The sequence below is a fragment of the Streptomyces sp. NPDC047853 genome, from assembly GCF_043204535.1.
In the GTDB taxonomy this organism is placed as follows: Bacteria; Actinomycetota; Actinomycetes; order Streptomycetales; family Streptomycetaceae; genus Streptomyces.
In genome coordinates, this window is sequence record NZ_JBIDCI010000024.1 from 1 (window position 1) to 17,896 (window position 17,896).

Annotated in this window: 12 protein-coding genes; 3 read left to right on the top strand and 9 right to left on the bottom strand. The window is 72.6% G+C overall.

Annotated elements, in window-relative coordinates; translation table 11 throughout:
* Window positions 1–96 precede the first annotated feature (96 nt).
* The 6 genes from ACGF5T_RS31400 to ACGF5T_RS31425 form a co-directional block, all read right to left on the bottom strand.
* The gene (locus ACGF5T_RS31400) at window positions 97–1,629 is read right to left on the bottom strand and encodes an RNA polymerase sigma factor (RefSeq protein ID WP_366769014.1); all 1,533 of its coding nucleotides are present in this window, start codon (window positions 1,627–1,629) and stop codon (window positions 97–99) included.
* A 425-nt stretch (window positions 1,630–2,054) separates the two neighbouring features.
* Entirely contained in the window at window positions 2,055–2,942 is an 888-nt protein-coding gene (locus tag ACGF5T_RS31405) for a FadR/GntR family transcriptional regulator (RefSeq protein WP_356611207.1), read from the bottom strand.
* Between the two features lie 160 nt (window positions 2,943–3,102).
* Window positions 3,103–5,418, bottom strand: coding sequence for an ATP-binding cassette domain-containing protein (locus tag ACGF5T_RS31410; protein WP_366769015.1), 2,316 nt, complete (start codon window positions 5,416–5,418; stop codon window positions 3,103–3,105).
* Window positions 5,419–5,536: 118 nt separating this feature from the next.
* Complete coding sequence (locus ACGF5T_RS31415) at window positions 5,537–6,295, bottom strand: NUDIX hydrolase (RefSeq protein WP_356611211.1); 759 nt, start codon at window positions 6,293–6,295, stop codon at window positions 5,537–5,539.
* 141 nt (window positions 6,296–6,436) lie between these two features.
* Window positions 6,437–8,356, bottom strand: coding sequence for a glycogen debranching N-terminal domain-containing protein (locus ACGF5T_RS31420; protein WP_366769016.1), 1,920 nt, complete (start codon window positions 8,354–8,356; stop codon window positions 6,437–6,439).
* Window positions 8,357–9,095: 739 nt separating this feature from the next.
* A complete protein-coding gene (locus ACGF5T_RS31425) occupies window positions 9,096–10,643 on the bottom strand; it encodes a DUF4192 domain-containing protein (protein ID WP_366769017.1) in 1,548 nt (515 codons plus the stop codon).
* A 142-nt stretch (window positions 10,644–10,785) separates the two neighbouring features.
* Here ACGF5T_RS31425 and ACGF5T_RS31430 point away from each other — a divergent pair, with 142 nt between their 5' ends.
* On the top strand, window positions 10,786–12,951 hold the full coding sequence (locus tag ACGF5T_RS31430) for a RecQ family ATP-dependent DNA helicase (RefSeq protein WP_366769018.1): 2,166 nt from the start codon (window positions 10,786–10,788) through the stop codon (window positions 12,949–12,951).
* Window positions 12,952–13,233: 282 nt separating this feature from the next.
* The gene (locus ACGF5T_RS31435; RefSeq protein ID WP_356611218.1) at window positions 13,234–13,848 is read left to right on the top strand and encodes a hypothetical protein; all 615 of its coding nucleotides are present in this window, start codon (window positions 13,234–13,236) and stop codon (window positions 13,846–13,848) included.
* 191 nt (window positions 13,849–14,039) lie between these two features.
* On the opposite strand, the gene ACGF5T_RS31440 is transcribed toward ACGF5T_RS31435, so the two are convergent.
* The 3 genes from ACGF5T_RS31440 to ACGF5T_RS31450 all read right to left on the bottom strand — a co-directional run bounded on the left by ACGF5T_RS31440 (window position 14,040) and on the right by ACGF5T_RS31450 (window position 16,143).
* Window positions 14,040–14,672, bottom strand: coding sequence for a hypothetical protein (locus ACGF5T_RS31440; protein ID WP_361014780.1), 633 nt, complete (start codon window positions 14,670–14,672; stop codon window positions 14,040–14,042).
* A 68-nt stretch (window positions 14,673–14,740) separates the two neighbouring features.
* Window positions 14,741–15,442, bottom strand: a complete 702-nt coding sequence (locus ACGF5T_RS31445; protein WP_356611222.1) for a ribonuclease HII — start codon at window positions 15,440–15,442, stop codon at window positions 14,741–14,743.
* 80 nt (window positions 15,443–15,522) lie between these two features.
* Window positions 15,523–16,143 carry a TetR/AcrR family transcriptional regulator gene (locus tag ACGF5T_RS31450; RefSeq protein WP_366769019.1) on the bottom strand — a complete coding sequence of 207 codons (621 nt, stop codon included), beginning with the start codon at window positions 16,141–16,143 and terminating at the stop codon, window positions 15,523–15,525.
* 181 nt (window positions 16,144–16,324) lie between these two features.
* On the opposite strand from ACGF5T_RS31450, the gene ACGF5T_RS31455 reads away from it, so the two are divergent.
* Entirely contained in the window at window positions 16,325–17,872 is a 1,548-nt protein-coding gene (locus ACGF5T_RS31455) for an MFS transporter (RefSeq protein ID WP_361014782.1), read from the top strand.
* The last annotated feature ends 24 nt before the right edge of the window (window positions 17,873–17,896 follow it).

The window sequence follows — 17,896 nt, forward strand, 5'->3', positions numbered from 1 at the left end:
GCAGTGGCTGCACACCTACAATCACCACCGCGGACACACCGCGCTGAAAGGCCAACCACCCGCCAGCCGCGTCCCCAACCTCACGGGTCAGTACATCTAGTCGAGGTAGTCGCGCAGCACCTGGGAGCGCGAGGGGTGGCGCAGCTTCGACATGGTCTTCGACTCGATCTGGCGAATGCGCTCGCGCGTGACGCCGTACACCTTGCCGATCTCGTCGAGGGTCTTCGGCTGACCGTCGGTGAGACCGAAGCGCATGGAGACGACGCCCGCCTCGCGCTCGGACAGGGTGTCGAGGACGGAGTGCAGCTGCTCCTGCAGGAGCGTGAAGCTGACCGCGTCGGCCGGGACGACCGCCTCGGAGTCCTCGATGAGGTCACCGAACTCGCTGTCACCGTCCTCGCCCAGCGGGGTGTGCAGCGAGATGGGCTCGCGGCCGTACTTCTGGACCTCGATGACCTTCTCCGGGGTCATGTCGAGTTCCTTGGCCAGCTCCTCCGGGGTGGGCTCGCGGCCCAGGTCCTGGAGCATCTGGCGCTGCACACGCGCGAGCTTGTTGATGACCTCGACCATGTGCACCGGGATACGGATCGTGCGGGCCTGGTCGGCCATCGCGCGGGTGATCGCCTGACGGATCCACCAGGTGGCGTACGTGGAGAACTTGTAGCCCTTGGTGTAGTCGAACTTCTCCACCGCGCGGATCAGACCGAGGTTGCCCTCCTGGATCAGGTCCAGGAAGAGCATGCCGCGGCCGGTGTAGCGCTTGGCCAGGGAGACCACCAGGCGGAGGTTGGCCTCCAGCAGGTGGTTCTTGGCGCGGCGGCCGTCCTCGGCGATGATCTCCAGCTCGCGCTTGAGCTTGGGGGCGAGCTTGTCGGCATTGGCCAGCTTGTCCTCGGCGAACAGACCGGCCTCGATGCGCTTGGCGAGTTCGACCTCCTGCTCGGCGTTGAGCAGGGGGACCTTGCCGATCTGCTTCAGGTAGTCCTTGACCGGGTCCGCTGTGGCACCGGCCGCGGCGACCTGCTGGGCCGGGGCGTCGTCCTCGTCCTCGTCGGACAGCACGAAGCCGGCGTTCTCGGTGCCCTCGGGCTCCTCCGTCGCGGCCTTCGGCTCCTCGATCGACTCGTCCTCGAGAAGCTCGCCGTCCTCCTTCGTGGAGGTGGTCTTCTTGGCGGCCGTCTTCTTGGCGGTCGTCTTCTTCGCAGTCGCCTTCTTGGCGGTCGTCTTCTTGGCCGCCGCCTTCTTGGCGGGCGCCTCTTCCTCGACCGACGGGTCGGTGGCGGGCGCCGCCGGGGTGGCGGGGGCGGTGGCCTTCCTGCTGGTCACCGTCTTGGCCGCGACCGTCTTGGTGGCGGTGCGCTTGGCGGGACTCTTCGCTGCGACGCTCTTACGGGTGCGCTTGGGCTCCGCGGCACTGACCATCAGCGTCACACCCTCTTCCTCGAGGATCTGGTTGAGGCTGCGCAGTACGTTCTTCCACTGAGTGGCCGGAATCTGGTCAGCTTCGAAGGCCCGACGCACGTCGTCGCCGGCGATCTGCCCCTCAGCCTTTCCCCGCTCAATGAGAGCCATGACAGAGACGGACTCGGCGATCTCCGGCGGGAGCGTACGGGATGTGCTGGCCGACACGAACAACCTCTCGGAACGTTGGAAAACGGCTTCCGGCCCCGTCCGTGACGGACGGGAGCCGACCACCGGCTTGGAATGGGCCGACGGCGCGGGCGTACCGGGAGAGGCACAGCGCCGTGTACGGCGTCCGTATTCCCTCCGCGGCTGTCACCTCTTAGGTCATCGCGTTGCTCCCACGAGCGTTACGCCCAATCCGCGTGGCCCGAGTCACACCCCGTAAGCATTCAAAACCGGTCAGAAGCGTATTAATGAGGTCACCGGCGAACGCAACCCGCCCACGTCGGGGGTCTCACCCTCTCATCACACCGCCGGACCCCGTGGAATCACCGCGATTCCACGGGGTCCGGCGGGGACGGCGCACCGGCCGGCCACTGCCGTAGGAGGGGTCCGGCGTGCCCGGCCCGCGCCGTTCCGGTGGGACGCGGTCAGTGCTCGCGGGGGGCGGGCACCACTCGCTCCACCTCGGGGTGGACGGTCAGAAGCTGGCGCATGGCCGCCTCGGCCGCCGCTCCGTCCCCCGTGGCGAGGGCGTCGACGATCCTGCCGTGCTGCGCCAGCGTGACATCGTTCGGCCGGTCACAGGACGTGACCGGGCCGCCGGAGACGTGCAGGGCGGCGGAGACGATTCCGGAGAGGTGGTCCAGCATGCGATTGCCGGCGACCTGGATGAGGAGCCCGTGGAACTCGGCATCGGCGCGGGCGAAGGTGAGCGCGTCACCCTGCCCCATGGCGTGGCCCATGATCCCGATCATGTCGGACAGCCGCTGCTGGACCTCCTCGCGCCCGTGCCCGGCGGCGAGGCGCGCGGCGAGCGGCTCGATCGTCCAGCGCAGCTCGCTGAGCTCGCGGCGCTGATCGTCACGCTGCGGCCCGAAGGCACGCCACTCGATGATGTCCGGGTCGAGGAGGTTCCAGTCGCTGACCGGGCGCACCCGGGTGCCGACGTTCGGTCGGGCGCTGACCAGCCCCTTGGCCTCCAGGACCCGCAGGGACTCGCGGACCACGGTGCGGGACACCTCGAAACGCTGCCCGATCTCCTCGGGCACCAGCGGGCGGTCGGCGCCCAGGTCACCGGAAACGATCATCTGGCCCAGCTGCTGGACGAGTTGTCCGTGCAGCCCCCGGCCCCGGCTGCCCCCGGTGCGCCTGCCCACGCGGCCCAGCTCGGGGTCAGCGCCTTCCCAGGCGGGCATCGCGACGCGGTCGACGGCAGGCGTCTCGGCGAAGGGGTAGCGGTCGAGGTCGCCCGGGTTCGTGAGGCCGGAGTCGGCGGAACGGGCGGCGGTCATCATGGAGTGCGCAAGGGTAGTCACGCATCATTTGTCGGCGCCCACACCAACTCCCTTGAGGTCTTTGGTGAAAAGCACACGAAAGGGTGATCGCTCACCCCGTCGCAATTGACGCCTTATCGGAAAGAAATGGGCTTTCAGCGGGGAGTTGCGCACGCGATCGACCGGAAGGGCACGGCGGACGTCACCGGACCCTGCTACGGAGGGTCATGAGCAGATAGGCGCAGAGCAGAGTGGTCAGGGACAACGTCAGGGCGCCGCCCACGGGTTGGACGATCACACGCAGCGCCTCGGCCAGGTACCGCTCTCCACCGAACGGCCACGTCGTCAGGAGGGCCTCGCGGATCCTCATGGGCAGGTCGGCGGCGGTCCGCACGGACGGCCCGTCCCAGAGCTTCTGTACGAGTGGTACGAGCAGGACGGGAACGGCGACCACGGCGGCGAGCCCGGCGGTGGTGGACCGGAAGACCCCCGCGGCCAGCAGGCCGGACCAGGCACATCCGACGACGAGCCCGAGCCAAGCCGCGCTCAACGCGGGCCAGTCGGCGGGGACCCCCGCGACTTCCCGTCCGTAGAGGAGACGGAGCACTTCGGCGTCGCAGGCCACCGCCAGGACAGCCAGCACCGACGCGGTGGCCGCGGAGACCAGGAGTTTGGCGGCCAGCAGTCCCATCCGACGGGGCACGGTGCCGCGGTCCGCCGCCAGGGCGGGGTGGCGGAACTCGTCACCGAAGGCCAGCGCCCCGAGCAGCCCCGCGCCGAGGGCCGCGGGCGGCAGCGGCAGTTCCCGCGGCCAGGCGGCCAGGAGGCGCGGCTGCGGGGTGTGCCCGAGGCGGGCCAGGACCACGGCGGTGACGGCGGACACGACGAGGACGGCGGCGCCGGTGACGAACGCCGTCCCGATGCCGACCACGCGCCGGAGTTCGTACCGGAGGGGGCGGAGGGGGCTGGGGGCGGAACGGACGGAGACGGGAGGCGGCAGCGAGGACGCCGCGTTTCGGGCGACGGCGGGGGTGAGCGTGGCCCAGGGGCGAGGAAGGGGCCAGGAGGCGGCTTGCGCCGGTGGCTCGTGCCGGGCACCCGGGGCGGGAGGGTCGTGCGGCGTGGCGGCACCCCCGTCCACGGCCGGCGTGCGCCCGGCACGGCTGAGGGGCGGCAGCGCGTCGGCGGGGGTACGGGAGGCCTCGGCGAGCGACCGGGGGCCGTCGAAAGCCTGCCGGGGGCCGTCGAAAGCCTGCGGGCCGTCGGAGGCTTGCGGGCGGAGACTGTCGGAGGCCACCGGCTGAGGGCCGGCGACGGTCAGCGGTCGAGGAGCGTCGGCGGTCAGCGGTCGAGGGGCGTCGACGGCCGGCGGTTGGGGGCCGGCGGAGGCCGGGCGGGGGGCGCTGGCCGCCCCGGGGGCCTCCGTCGAGGGCTCGGCGTCGGTGTGGGAGCGTCCCGCGTCACGGGGCGCGGACAGCCGCTCGATGGCCGTCCCGGGTCGCTCCTCGACCGGCCGTGCGGGTGGGGTGGCGGCAGGAAGGAGCGACGGTCTTCCGGCGGCGGCCCCGGCGCCGGAGGCCCGCGCCGGAGCGTGTGCGGCGAGGTGCCCGGCGTTCGTACCGAGCGGCGTCAGGCCCGCACCCGGCCCCATGTCGCCGACCTCGTCCGCCAGTTGGTGTACGAGGATGCCGTGCCGGAAGGCGGTGTCGCCGATGTCGGCACACGTACTGCCGTACACCGCGAGGCGGTTGCCGCCCTCGCGTACGACCTCGACGGAACGACGCGCCGTGCGTGCCTCCTTGATCAGGAGAGCGGCGAGGCGGGCGGCGTGCGGGGTGCGGACGGCGACGCGCGGCCGCAGTCGGGTACGGGAGAAGTCCGCTGCCACCTGGTCGGCGACCACCCGGCCCCGGTCCAGCGTGACGACGTGGTCGGCGGCGCGCGCGGCTTCCTTAGGGTCCGCCGTGCTGAACAGGACGGTGCCACCCTGGGCGGCGTGCGCACGCAGCGTCCCGTGGAGCCACCGGGCGTCGCGGACGGAAAGCGCGCGGGCGGGGTCGTCGAGCACCAGGGTGTGCGGATCGGGCAGCAGCGCGCAGGCCAGTCCGAGGCGCCGGTCCATGCCGCGGGAGAGGATCCCCAGGCGTTCGTCGCGCAGACCCACGAGGCCCACCGCCTCCATGACTTCGTCGGCCCGCCGGACGGGGACCCCGGCCGCCGCGCACAGCATGCGGAGATGGCCCCGGACCGTGCGGGCCGGGTGCCCCGGCACGTCTCCCAGCAGGACGCCGACCTCGCGTGAGGGGTGGGCGATGCGGTGCAGGGGGCGGCCTCTGAAGTACGTGAGACCACGGCCCCGTTGGAGTTCGAGCATGAGTCTGAGCGCCGTCGTCTTGCCGGCGCCCGATGCTCCGAGCAGTGCGGTGACACGCCCCGCGCGTGCCTCGAAGGAGACGTCGTCGACAGCGGGCGGAAGGTCCTTGCGGGGGGTGCTGGTCAGTCCGAAGGCCTGGATCACCGCAGCAAGATAGCCTGTTATGACCGGTTTTTCGGGTACCGCTGGGCTTCCTGGTGCGGGCGAGGGGCTTGTGGGCTCCTTGTTCGTCGTCCGGTCCGGGGCCTCTCCGGCCTCGGCCTCACACCTCGGGACGCAGCATCGGCGGATTGAGCAGAGTGGCGCCGCCCGCCCGGAAGAGCTGGGCGGGACGGCCGCCCTGGCGAGTGGTCGTGCCGCCGGTGGGGACGAGGAAGCCCGGCGTGCCCGTCACCTTGCGGTGGAAGTTGCGCGGGTCGAGGGCCACGCCCCACACCGCCTCGTAGACGCGGCGCAGCTCGCCGACGGTGAACTCGGGCGGGCAGAACGCGGTGGCCAGCGACGAGTACTCGATCTTGGAGCGGGCCCGTTCCACCCCGTCCGCGAGGATCTGGGTGTGGTCGAAGGCGAGCGGCGCCACCGGCTCGCCGCCACGGCCGTATCCCGCTTGCTCCAGCAGTTCCTCGACCGGCGCCCAGCGGGCGTTGCTGGCGTCACCGCCCGCCCGTGGGGCGGGCAGGTCGGGAGCGAGCGCGAGGTGGGCGACGCTGACCACGCGCATCCGAGGGTCCCGCTCCGGATCTCCGTAGGTCGCGAGCTGCTCCAGGTGAGCGCCGTTGTCCTGAGGCGGCGCGGCGGGGTCGTGGACGCACAGGCCCGTCTCCTCGGCCAGCTCACGCGCCGCCGCCTGCGCCAGATTCTCGTCGGCCCGCACGAACCCGCCGGGCAGGGCCCAGCGCCCCTGGAACGGCGGCTCGCCCCTGCGCACCGCCAGCGCGCACAGGGAGTGGCGACGCACGGTCAGCACGACCAGGTCCACAGTGACGGCGAAGGGCGGAAAGGCTGACGGGTCGTAGGGCATGCGGCGATCATAGTCGTCTGCCTGACGATAAACACTCCCTTCGCCGAGCACCACCGACGGCTGGTCCACTTCCGCCGGAGCCGTGTCTCCCGTGCCCTTCCGCTCGCTCCCGAGCGCCGTGCGAGAGCACGTCGGGCCAGGTCAGGTTCGCAGTTGCAGCCCGTCGGCGGCCTCTTCGACCATGGCCATGCCCAGTCGGCTGACCCGCACCGAGAAGGGCTCCCCGGCGACCCGCAGCCCGGTCAGGCCGATCTCGCCCAGAGGGGCGCTGCGCAGGGGACGCAGGGTGACGCTCCCTGCCGGGGCGTCGGGGTGGATGCCCGCCAGTGCGGTCAGCAGCAGCACCCCGGCGGCGGCCGCGGTGGCGGCGGGACGGCAGGCCGCCGGGTGCGGCAGGGGCGTACTCCCGTCGGTGCGCTGCTCCCCGGCGTACATCTCGGGCAGGCGGTGGCCGAAGGCGCCGGCGGCGGCCAGTACGCCGCGCAGCAGCGAGCCCGCCTCGTTCTCGTGACCGGCGGCGGCGAGACCCGCCACCGCGATCGCCGTCTCCTGGACGCGCACGGCTCCGGCGCGATGCCCGAAGGGGGTGTACCCGGCTTCCTTCACGCCCAGGCCGCGCAGTCCCCACCCCGAGTCCATGACCGGGTTGCCCAGCAGCCGGGCGAGCCGGGCGGTCTGCCCCGTGTCGAGCAGCCCCGGGGCGGTTGTGCCTCCGCCGAGCAGTCCGGTGTCCAGGAGGTGGGCGGCGGCCGCGGTGAGCGACGGCACCAGGCGTCCGTCCGCGGTGCGCGCCGCCGCGGGCCTCCCTCCTGCCGGGTCGTGGATCCAGAAGTCACGCCGGAACGCCTCGCGCAGCTCCCGGGCCCACTGGCGCAGTGCGTCGCCGCCCGGTCTGCCGAAGGCGTCGAGCAGCTCGGCGCCGAGCAGGGCGGCGCGGTGCGCGTGGGCCTGCGTCTCGCAGCGGACGGGGCCGCCGGGGTGCGGGTCGGAGACGTACGTGCCGTCCCCCACGGCGGCCCGCAGCCAGCCCAGGCACCCCTCGGCCGCGGGCAGCAGCTCCTGCGTCTCCTGATCCCCGAGACCCCAGCGGCGGGCTTCCGCGAGGAGCGCGGGGAAGAGCAGGGTCGCCTCGGTACCGGTGCAGCCCGGTGGCAGGTGGGGGCCGGTGTCGCGGCTCGGTCCGGGAATCATGCCGTGCCCCGGCCCGGGACCGCGCTGTTGCGAGCGGGCGAGAACGCGCAGGGTGCCGGCGGCGAGCCGGGTGCCGAGGGGCAGCGTCATCCGGGCGGCGGCGAGGGCCTCGGCGGGTGCCGGACCGCAGCGCCAGGGGACGCCGGCCGCCAGATGGACGTCGGTGGGGTGTGCCGGATCGCGCAGCAGAAGGGCACGCAGGTCCTCGATGCTGGTCCGCAGGAGGGCGGGGGCTCCTGGGTCGTCACCGGTGGCGCCGGCGGCTGCCAGCGGGTCCGCCGCCGTGCGGGCCACCGCCCGAACCGGACCCGCTCCGTCGGGCCGCACACGCAGCTCGATGCTCGTGCTGCCGCCCGGCGGCACCACGCACTCCCACCGCAGCAGACCGGCGGAGGCGAGGGCATCGCCCGGCGGTGGTACGGCCGTGACCGACGCGGTGCCCGCGGCGCTGGACCACCGCAGCCCGGAGGCGTGGACGCCGGCCGGCAGGTCGGGGCCTGCGGTGCCCGCGGCGATCGACCCGAGGTCGGCCAGGTCCGTACCGAGAGCCACCTCCACCGGCAGGCGCAGTGGACGGGGCGTTCCGTTGCGCAGAGTAATCCGCTCCGTGCCGTCGGCGTGCCGCATCCGCTCGACCATGACGTCCGGGTCCGGTCCCGGGGCGGACGACGTCCGGAGCACGCCCACGAAGACGGTTCGGTCGGCTCCTGTCATCCGGGCCTGCAAGGGAAGCGGTTCGCACCCGGACACGAGGAGGCGGCACCGGGAGAGCAGGCGCCGGCCCGCTCGGTAGAACCCCTCCAGCCCGATACCGGTCAGCTGCGCTTGCTCCGTCGAGATCACGAGGCCGGGGAGGGCCACTGCGATCATCGTCCCGTGGTTCGGGGGCAGGTCACCGCACCGGCGGGCGGACGCCGCGGGCGGCGCGCTCCGTGGGACGCCCGGCTCTCTCCCGGGTCGCGACGACGCCAGGGCGTAGGCCGGCCCGGATCGGACCGTCGGCGGGCCGAGGCTCCGGCTTTGCCCGGGGCCGCGCCGCTGGACCGGCGCCGTGGGCTCGGCTCGGTACGGCGGAGCGGCCCGCCCGCCGTAGGCAGCGGCACCCGGCACGGTGGTGGACGAAGTCGGTTGGTGCATGGGAGGGCTCCCCCTCTGTACGTGGTGCGCCTCGTGTCTACTCGGTGCGCTTCGGACGGAACGACGCCGTGCGGTGTGTCGGCCGGGCGGAGGTGGTGCGGTGCGAGGTCGCGGCCGGACGCGTGCGGCGCGGAGCGGTGTCCCGGCCGACCCGGGCGTTCCGCCACTCAGGTGAACGGAGCGGATGTCCTGCGGGTCACGCCCGCGGTGTCGGGGGCCGTGACCAGATGCGTGGGGCACGGAACGCGCACTACATCAGAAACCCTGATCACCAGGCCGCCTCGGCCCCTGCCTCGCGCTCGGGCGGCGGCCGCTTCCCAGCCCGGAGCGGCTCGCGTCGGTCGGCCCACGCCCGGTCACGGCACCCGTTCCGTCCCGCGTCTGCGTCTGCGTCTGCGTCTGCGTCCGCACCCGGACCCGCATCCGCCCGGTGTCGCCGGCTCGGGGCCGCCCATGAGCCGCCGGCGCCTCTTCAGACGCCCTCGGCGCCGCCACCCGTCCCGCTCGTCCCCTTGCGCGCCCCGCCCGGGCAGGCCTCCTTCCGGCCCGAACTCTGCTTCGTCGAGGCGCGCGGGGGCGTGGAGCCCGTCCGCGGAGCGCCACCGGCGGCCGGGGTACGGGGACGCGTCTGGTTCCCGGCCGGTGCACGGCCCTGCCACCTCGCACGGCGGCGGACACCGTCGGACGGGACGACGGAGCGGGTGCGACGCCGACGGCCGGATGCGGCCGGCACGGTGGTCGAGGACCCGGGCCGTTCGCGCTGCGCAGCCCCGTCCGCCTCTACGCCCTCGTCCGGAGCGCCGTCTCCCGCGTCCTCGTGGTTCTCTCGTTCCGCGCGCAGGCACCGGCGGACCGACTCGGGGTCGAGACCCTCGTTGCACGCCTGGTGCAGAAGCCGCGCGAAGAGGTAGTCGGGGTCTGCGCCGAGAGCCATGGCCAAGGCCTCGCGGGCCTCCAGCTCGTCGCCGGTGGACCAGGCGACCCACCCCGCCAGCGTGAGGGGCGCGGCCGCGTGCTCGCCGTAGGAACCGACACAGCGACGGGCCAGGGCGCGCCAGAGACGCAGTGCGGGAAGGGCCTCGTCACCCTCCATCCACTGGGCCGCGCGGTCGCGTGTCGTACGGTCCTGGAGGCCGAGGATCAGCGCCGCCGCCTCGTCGTTCGCCAGCAGTTGGTCGTCGCGCAGGTCCTCGGCGGGAAGGCCCGACACGGGCCGGGCGCGCGCGAGGCGTCGCATGATCCGCTGTGCCAGGTCCAGCGTCTCCCCGGCCACCTCCGAACGACCGGTGGCGTCGAGGATCCGGGAGACCAGCGGCACGGCGGCCGCGTCCAGGGCGACCTCCTGTTCACCGGCCACGGCGCCCTCCCGGGGGAGCAGCCGGGCCCGCAGGTCGCTCAGCGAGCCGCGCACCTGGATGCCGGCGTAGGTCGCCGCCGCGGCCAGTACCGACGTACCCGGCAGTCCCATGGGGACGCCCTCGGACGGGCAGCAGGCCTCGTCGTCGCAGCAGTACGACCAGAAACGCCCGGCGGAGATGCACAGCGCCTCGACCACCGGAACATCGAGCCGGCCGCACTCCACCCGCAGCCGCTGCGCCAGAGGCCTCAGTCGCTCCATCACCTGCCGTCCGGTCTCTCCCCGCCCCGGTTCCTGACAGAGATAGGCGACCATCTGCTCGGGTCGCACACCTCGGCGCTCGCTGCCGGTCACCAGGCCTCGCGTCAGCTGGCCGGCCGCACCCGGCCAGTCCTCCGTGTGGGCGGGGATGCCGAGCCGGGCGCGGCCGCCGAAGCGTCCCCGGCCGTCCCTGTCGCGGAGGGCGACCAGGACGATGCTGTCCTCGGGGCGGTACCCGAGGAGGTAGGGCAGGGCATCGGCCAGTTCGGCCGGGGTGCGCAGGGTGACCTGGTGCTCGTCACCAGGGCTGTCGTACGGGGTGCGGGCCGCCCGGCTCCGGGGCACGGGGCCCGGGATGTCGCCGTTCTCGGAGGATCCAGTCGTTTCGCTGTGGTTCGCCATGGCCCGACCATCTCGCGGATCACCAGATTCCGCTTTGCCCTGTGGATAACTTCAATCAGGACCACGTCAATCCCGCGAGGCGACGACCGCGCCGTCCCGCCCCGTCGCCCGGCTGTCAGTCCCGTCCTGTTGTATGGAACGCATGGAGCACACGAGCAACGCGGATCTCCGGACAGCGGCCGACGCGGTCCTCGCCCGACTCGTCGGGGACCCGTCCGGCACCGCCCGACTGCGGGACGACCAGTGGCGGGCGATCGAGGCGCTGGTCGCCGACCGGCGCCGGGCCCTCGTAGTCCAGCGCACGGGATGGGGAAAGTCCGCCGTCTACTTCGTGGCCACCGCGCTGCAACGCGAACGCGGCGCCGGCCCCACGGTGATCGTCTCCCCCCTGCTCGCCCTCATGCGCAACCAGGTGGAGGCCGCGGCGCGGGCAGGCATCCGCGCCCGGACCATCAACTCCTCCAACACCGAGGAGTGGGAGGTGGTCCAGGACGAGATCACCGCCGGCGAGGTCGACGTGCTGCTGGTGAGCCCCGAGCGGCTCAACAACCCGGACTTCCGCGACCAGGTCCTGCCCAGGCTCTCCGCCGCCACCGGGCTGCTCGTGGTGGACGAGGCGCACTGCATCTCCGACTGGGGCCACGACTTCCGCCCGGACTACCGACGGCTGCGCACGATGCTCACCGACCTCCCGCCCGGCGTGCCCGTCCTGGCGACCACCGCCACCGCCAACGCCCGCGTGACCGCCGACGTGGCGGAGCAGCTCGGCACCGGAGGCACATCGGACGCACTGGTGCTGCGGGGACCGCTGGACCGGGAGAGTCTCAGTCTGGGGGTGCTGCGGCTGTCCGACGCGGCGCACCGGATGGCCTGGCTCGCCGACCACCTCGACCGGTTGCCGGGCTCCGGGATCATCTACACACTCACCGTGGCCGCCGCGGAGGAGGTCACCGCTTTCCTGCGACAGCGTGGCCACACGGTCGCCTCCTACACCGGCAAGACCGAGAACGCGGACCGCCAGCAGGCCGAGAACGACCTGCTCGCCAACCGGGTCAAGGCGCTGGTCGCCACTTCGGCGCTGGGCATGGGCTTCGACAAGCCCGACCTGGGCTTCGTGGTGCACCTCGGCTCGCCGTCCTCCCCCATCGCCTACTACCAGCAGGTCGGCCGCGCGGGGCGCGGTGTCGAGCACGCCGAGGTGCTCCTCCTACCGGGGAAGGAGGACGAGGCGATCTGGGAATACTTCGCCTCTCTGGCCTTCCCATCGGAGGAGTTGGTCCGCCGCACGCTCGACATCCTGGCCCACTCGGAGCGGCCCCTCTCCCTGCCCGCTCTGGAGCCGCTGGTGGAGCTGCGCCGCTCCCGCCTGGAGACCATGCTCAAGGTGCTCGACGTGGACGGTGCGGTGAAGCGGGTCAAGGGCGGCTGGATCGCGACGGGGCAGCCGTGGACGTACGACGCGGAGCGCTACGCCTGGGTCGCACGGCAACGCAAGGCCGAGCAGCAGGCGATGCGCGACTACGCCTCGACGACGGACTGCCGGATGGAGTTCCTGCAACGACAGCTGGACGACGAGGGAGCCAAGCCCTGCGGCCACTGCGACAACTGCGCCGGCCCGCGCTTCACCGCGGACACCTCGCCCGACGCCCTCGACGCGGCCCGGGTCGACCTGGGCCGGGCCGGGGTGGAGGTGGAGCCGCGGCGCATGTGGCCGACCGGGCTGCCGGCGATCGGCGTCGACCTGAAGGGACGCATCCCGGCCGGGGACCAGGCAGGACCGGGGCGGGCGTTGGGCCGGCTCTCCGACATCGGCTGGGGCAACCGGCTGCGGCCGATGCTCTCCCCGCAGGCCCCCGACGGCCCGGTGCCCGACGACGTCGCCAAGGCCGTCGTGGGGGTGCTGGCCGACTGGGCGAAGGGGCCCGACGGCTGGGCCTCGGGCGCGACCGACGCCCCACCGCGTCCCGTCGGCGTGGTGACCGTCGCCTCCCACACCCGGCCCCAGCTGGTCCAGTCCCTGGGGGCGCGTATCGCCGAGGTCGGCCGGCTGCCGCTGCTCGGCTCCGTCGAGTACACGGGTGAGGCGCCCAAGGCGTCCCGCAGCAACAGCGCGCAGCGGCTCAAGGCGCTCGACGGCGCCCTGACCGTGCCCCCCGCGCTCGCCGCCGCGCTCGCCGACCTCGCGGGGCCGGTTCTCCTCGTGGACGACTGCACCGAAACCGGTTGGACCCTCGCCGTGGCGGCCCGACTGCTCCGACGCGCCGGCGCTCAGGGAGTGTTCCCACTGGTCCTGGCCGTGCAGGGGTGATGGCCCGCCGCGAGCACGCAGGACCGCGGCCTGCCCTCGCCCGGCTGCGTCCGGTACGCCCGGTGCGTCACCCGGTCGTCCTCTGGGTAGGGATATAGGACGCGCATCATCCGATAACGGTCGTCGGCCCCAATTGCTCGTTGCCGCATCCAAGTTCGACAGGAAGAATCGAAGTCCGCTCCCCGCACGGCTCGTCCGTGATCCGGCAGGGCTTCACTGCGGTGCGCGCTCCCCCGAATCCGACCCCGCCCCCAGTGTGGGCGCGTAGCCGAAGGGAGGAACGTGACCTTCGGATTCGCTCCGTCCTCGGCGGCGTCATTGTCATCGTCCGCCGCTTCCGCCACTCGCATGCTCGAACCGGCGGAGTGGGCCGCCGCCGGAATCCCCCTGCTGCGCAATCCGCGGGAGGTGGTCAGCGGGCTGCACGCGAGGCACCGCCCCAAGCCGGCGACCGCGATCGTGGCCGTACTCGACGCGGACGAACGTCTGCGCGCCAGCGCCTCGTTCACGAGCCGGCCGGCCCCGGCCGACGGGTGGATGTTCCGCAACGCGCTGCTCTCGCAGCTGCGCCGCGTCATCCCCCACGATCTGCGGCGCCGCACTCCGGTGCGTACCGCTGTGCTGGTCTACTGCCGTGAGGGCGACGCGCGTTGGACGGAGGAGGACGGCGCGTGGATGTGGGGGCTGCGGGACGCGTGCACGTTGCACGGGTTGCGCTGCGGCGCCTACATCACGCTGACCAAGGACGGCTGGCAGGTCCTCGGCGAGGGCCGCGGCGGGCGCCGGCCCAACGCGGCGTCGGCGCCCGAGCCGTTCGCCACGTCCGAGGCACCGCTTCCGCCACCGCGCACCGGCGGTGTCGCCTCGGACGTGCTGCGCCGCGCGGCGGCTCGCTGAGCACCGTCGCTCCGGCGCCACACGGACACCACCGTGACGACCGGTGTCGACGTGCGGCTTACGCGAGAGCGTCGACGCCCTGCTAAGCCCCGGAGCGTGCGCCCCGGGGCATGCCGCGCCGACCACCGTGCGGAGCCGGTCCCGCGGCCCCCTGGGTCACAGCGACGACCGCCGCACGCGGCGGTACGGGCTCAGACGCCCGCGCCCAGCACCGAGTTGATGCGCTGCGGGTCACCGCAGACGATCAGCAGGGCGCCGGCCCGGGAGCGGGCCGCGGACAGGGCCGTGTCAGCGGCGGCTTCGGGACCGCCGTTGAGCGCGACCACGACCACGGCCCGCGACACGGCACGGTCGGCGACGGCGGCGTCCGCGTAGAAGACGTCGTCGCCCGCGTCGTGCTGCGCCCAGTAGGCGGCATCGCCGAAGGACAGTTCGTGGGCGGCCCACGGGTGCGGCTCACCAGTGGTGATCACCAACACGTCGCCGGGAGTGCGCCCCGCGTCCAGGAGCAGGTCCACGGCCTCCTCGGCGGCGTCGAGCGCGCCTTCGGGCGAGGCCGGGATCAGCTGGATCTGCGGGGCGGCCGGGGCGGCGGCCGGAGCAGCCGGACGCGACGGGCCGGGGTCGGCCACGGCCGAGTCGCGCGACGCACGCTGCGTCGGCGGCGCCGGCCGCACGGGACCGGGGCGACCGGGGCGCGGTGGAGCCGCGGGACGGGGGCCGGGTACGGGGCGGGGGGTCGGCGCGGTACGGCCGCTGGCCGGAGTGGCGCGGGGACCCTGGGCCTTCTCGTGAATCTGAGGCTCCTCGGGAATGAGAGGCATGAGCTGATATTTATCAAACGTTGGTGCGGCTCGCGTCGGCGGGTGGCACATACCTGCGAGCGGAACTGTCAGAAATCGAAGCCGAGCTGACCCTCGATTTCCGGAGCGCTTCCGTCCACCCCGCTGCGGACCTTCTTGAGGTGCTGCCACTGGGGCAGCGCATCAAGATACGCCCACGACAACCGGTGGTGCGGGGTGGGGCCCCGCTCCGCCAGTGCGGCCCTGTGCACGGGTGATGGATACCCGGCGTTGTCCGCGAAGGCGAAGTCTGCATGGTCGATGCCCAGTTCGGCCATCATTTTGTCGCGTTGGACCTTGGCGAGCACCGAGGCCGCCGCGACAGCCACGCAGGACTGGTCGCCCTTGATCACCGTACGAACCCGCCAGGGCGCCCCGAGATAGTCGTGCTTGCCGTCGAGGATGACGGCGTCGGGACGGACCGGCAGGGACTCGAGGGCACGCACGGCCGCAAGCCGCAGCGCCGCCGTCATACCCAGGGCGTCGATCTCCTCGGGAGACGCGTGGCCCAGGGCGTAGGAGGTCACCCACGTCCGCAGTTCCTCGGCGAGTTCGGTGCGGCGCTTGATGGTGAGCAGCTTCGAGTCGGTGAGGCCGACCGGGGCCCGGCGCAGTCCGGTGATCGCGGCGCAGACGGACACCGGGCCGGCCCACGCACCCCGCCCCACCTCGTCGACACCGGCAATGATCTTCGCTCCGGTCGTGGCGCGGAGAGAGCGCTCGACGGTGTGAGTAGGCGGTTCGTACGGCATGACGCCCTTAGCGTACGCCGCCCCGATCCGTCGGCGACACCCGGTTCCCCCTACCGGATCGGCGTCCGCACGGGCCGCTGTCAGACGGGGTCGGGGCGCAGCAGCGGGACCATCAGCTGGTCGATCAGTTCCTCGACCTCATAATCCGTCCATTCACTCCCGCGAATCTTTGACCGATACATCATCATGGCGGGGACGGCATCGAAGACGCACCAGTGCATCGCGTCAGATCGCACCTCACCTCGCTCTATTCCGCGGTTGATGACCTCGCGAAGCAGGGCAAGGGTCGGCTCGACCACCCCTTTGACGATCACCGAATGGAAGCGTTCCGCCTGCGCGCTGTCGCATTCGTGAATCACCGATCGCACGGCGTGCCCAGATCGGGAGTACATCGCGTCCCGCGCTCTGAGGCACAGCGCCAGGAGGTCGTCGCGCACGTTCCCGAGATTCGGCGCCGCGTCGAAGTTCGGGAGGCCGGACAGCAGGGCGTCCGCGACGAGGTCCTCCTTGGACGGCCAGCGGCGGTACACCGCGGCCTTGCCGGTCTGGGCGCCGGCGGCCACCCCCTCCATCGTCAGGCCGTTCCAGCCGACGGTGCCGAGTTGATCGAGGGCGGCCTCGAGGATCGCGCGTTCCAGGACGACGCCTCGTCGGCGCGAGGGTGTGGGGGCGGAGGCGGCCGCCCAGTGCGAAGCAACCATGTCGGGGATCTCCAGTAAGCGGAATCTCGGGTGTCGGGCAGGGTGCGCCAGGCGGCCACAACGGGGGACGGACCACACGGCGGCACGGGAAGTGAACGCTTGCGTTCACTGTCCGGGTGTCACTAACGTTGAAGCAACAGTGAACGCCAGCGTTCACTAAGTCATGCGTGGGGGACACATAGTGACAACCTCTTCCTTGGTCAAAGATCAGAAGCCGGGAGCCGCCCGCCGGGAGGGGCACCCCGGCATCGCGCTCACCGTCATCGCGGCCTGCCAACTCATGGTGGTCCTCGACGCGACGATTGTGAACATCGCGCTCCCGCACATCCAGGAAGCGCTCAGCTTCAGCACCACCGACCTCACATGGGTCGTCAGCGCCTACACGCTCACCTTCGGCGGTCTGCTCCTGCTCGGCGGCCGAGCCGGAGACATCCTCGGCCGGCGCCGGGTCTTCATGACCGGCATCCTGCTGTTCACCTTCGCCTCGCTGCTCGGCGGCTTCGCCCAGGAACCCTGGCAGCTGCTGGCGGCCCGCGTCCTGCAGGGTGTCGGAGGCGCGATCGCCTCGCCCACCTCGCTGGCGCTGATCACGACGACCTTCCCAGAAGGCCCGGAACGCAACCGGGCCTTCGGCGTCTTCGCCGCGGTGTCCGCCGGTGGTGGCGCCATCGGACTGCTGGCGGGCGGCATGCTCACCGAATGGCTCGACTGGCGCTGGGTGCTCTTCGTCAACGTGCCGATCGGCGTTCTGATCGCCGTGCTCACCCCGCTGTACATCAGCGAGTCGGAACGGCATTCCGGGCGCTTCGACATCGCCGGGGCGGTGACCTCGACGGCGGGCATGGCGTCTCTCGTCTACGGCTTCATACGCGCCGCCGACGAGGGCTGGCGGGACAGTCTGACGATCGGTTCGTTCGCGGCCGCGGTGGTCCTGCTGCTGTCCTTCACCCTCATCGAGTCGCGGGCCAAGGAGCCGATCACCCCACTGAAGATGTTCGCCGACCGGAACCGCTCCGGTACGTATGTGATCATGCTGAGCCTGGCCGCCGCGATGTTCGGCATGTTCTTCTACATCGTGCTGTTCGTCCAGAACGTGCTGGGCTATACGCCCATCCAGGCCGGTCTGGCCTTCCTGCCGGTCACGGTGGTGATCGCGCTCGGTGCGGGGCTCTCGCAGCGGTTCCTGCCCGTCTTCGGCCCGAAGCCGTTCATGGTGGTGGGCTCGGCGCTCGCCGCGCTCGGGCTCGGCTGGCAGGCCCTCATCAGCTCGGAGAGCTCCTACGTCGGCGGCATCCTCGGTCCGATGCTGATCTTCGGCTTCGGCATGGGGCTGAACTTCGTCACGCTGACGCTCACCGCCGTCTCGGGGGTCGCCCAGCACGAGGCGGGCGCGGCGTCCGGCCTGCTCAACGCGATGCAGCAGGTGGGCGGGTCGATCGGGCTCGCCATCCTGACGACGGTGTTCGGCACGGCCAGCAAGGACGAGGCGGAGAAGCAGGTGCAGGACTTCCTCGCCCACGGCTCGGCGGAGCAGAAGGCGGAGTTCGCGCAGACGCACCAGTTGCCGGCGCCCTGGGCGCACGACGTACTGGCACAGGGCATATCGGCGGCCTTCATCCCGGCTGCCGCCATGGCCGTACTCGCCCTGGCCACGGCGTGGCTGGTGATCCGGGTGCGCAAGAGCGACCTGGAGGCCCTGTCCGGCTCGGCCGGGCCGGGGATCGGCTGACCGCTCGCCGGCGCGGGCCGGGCG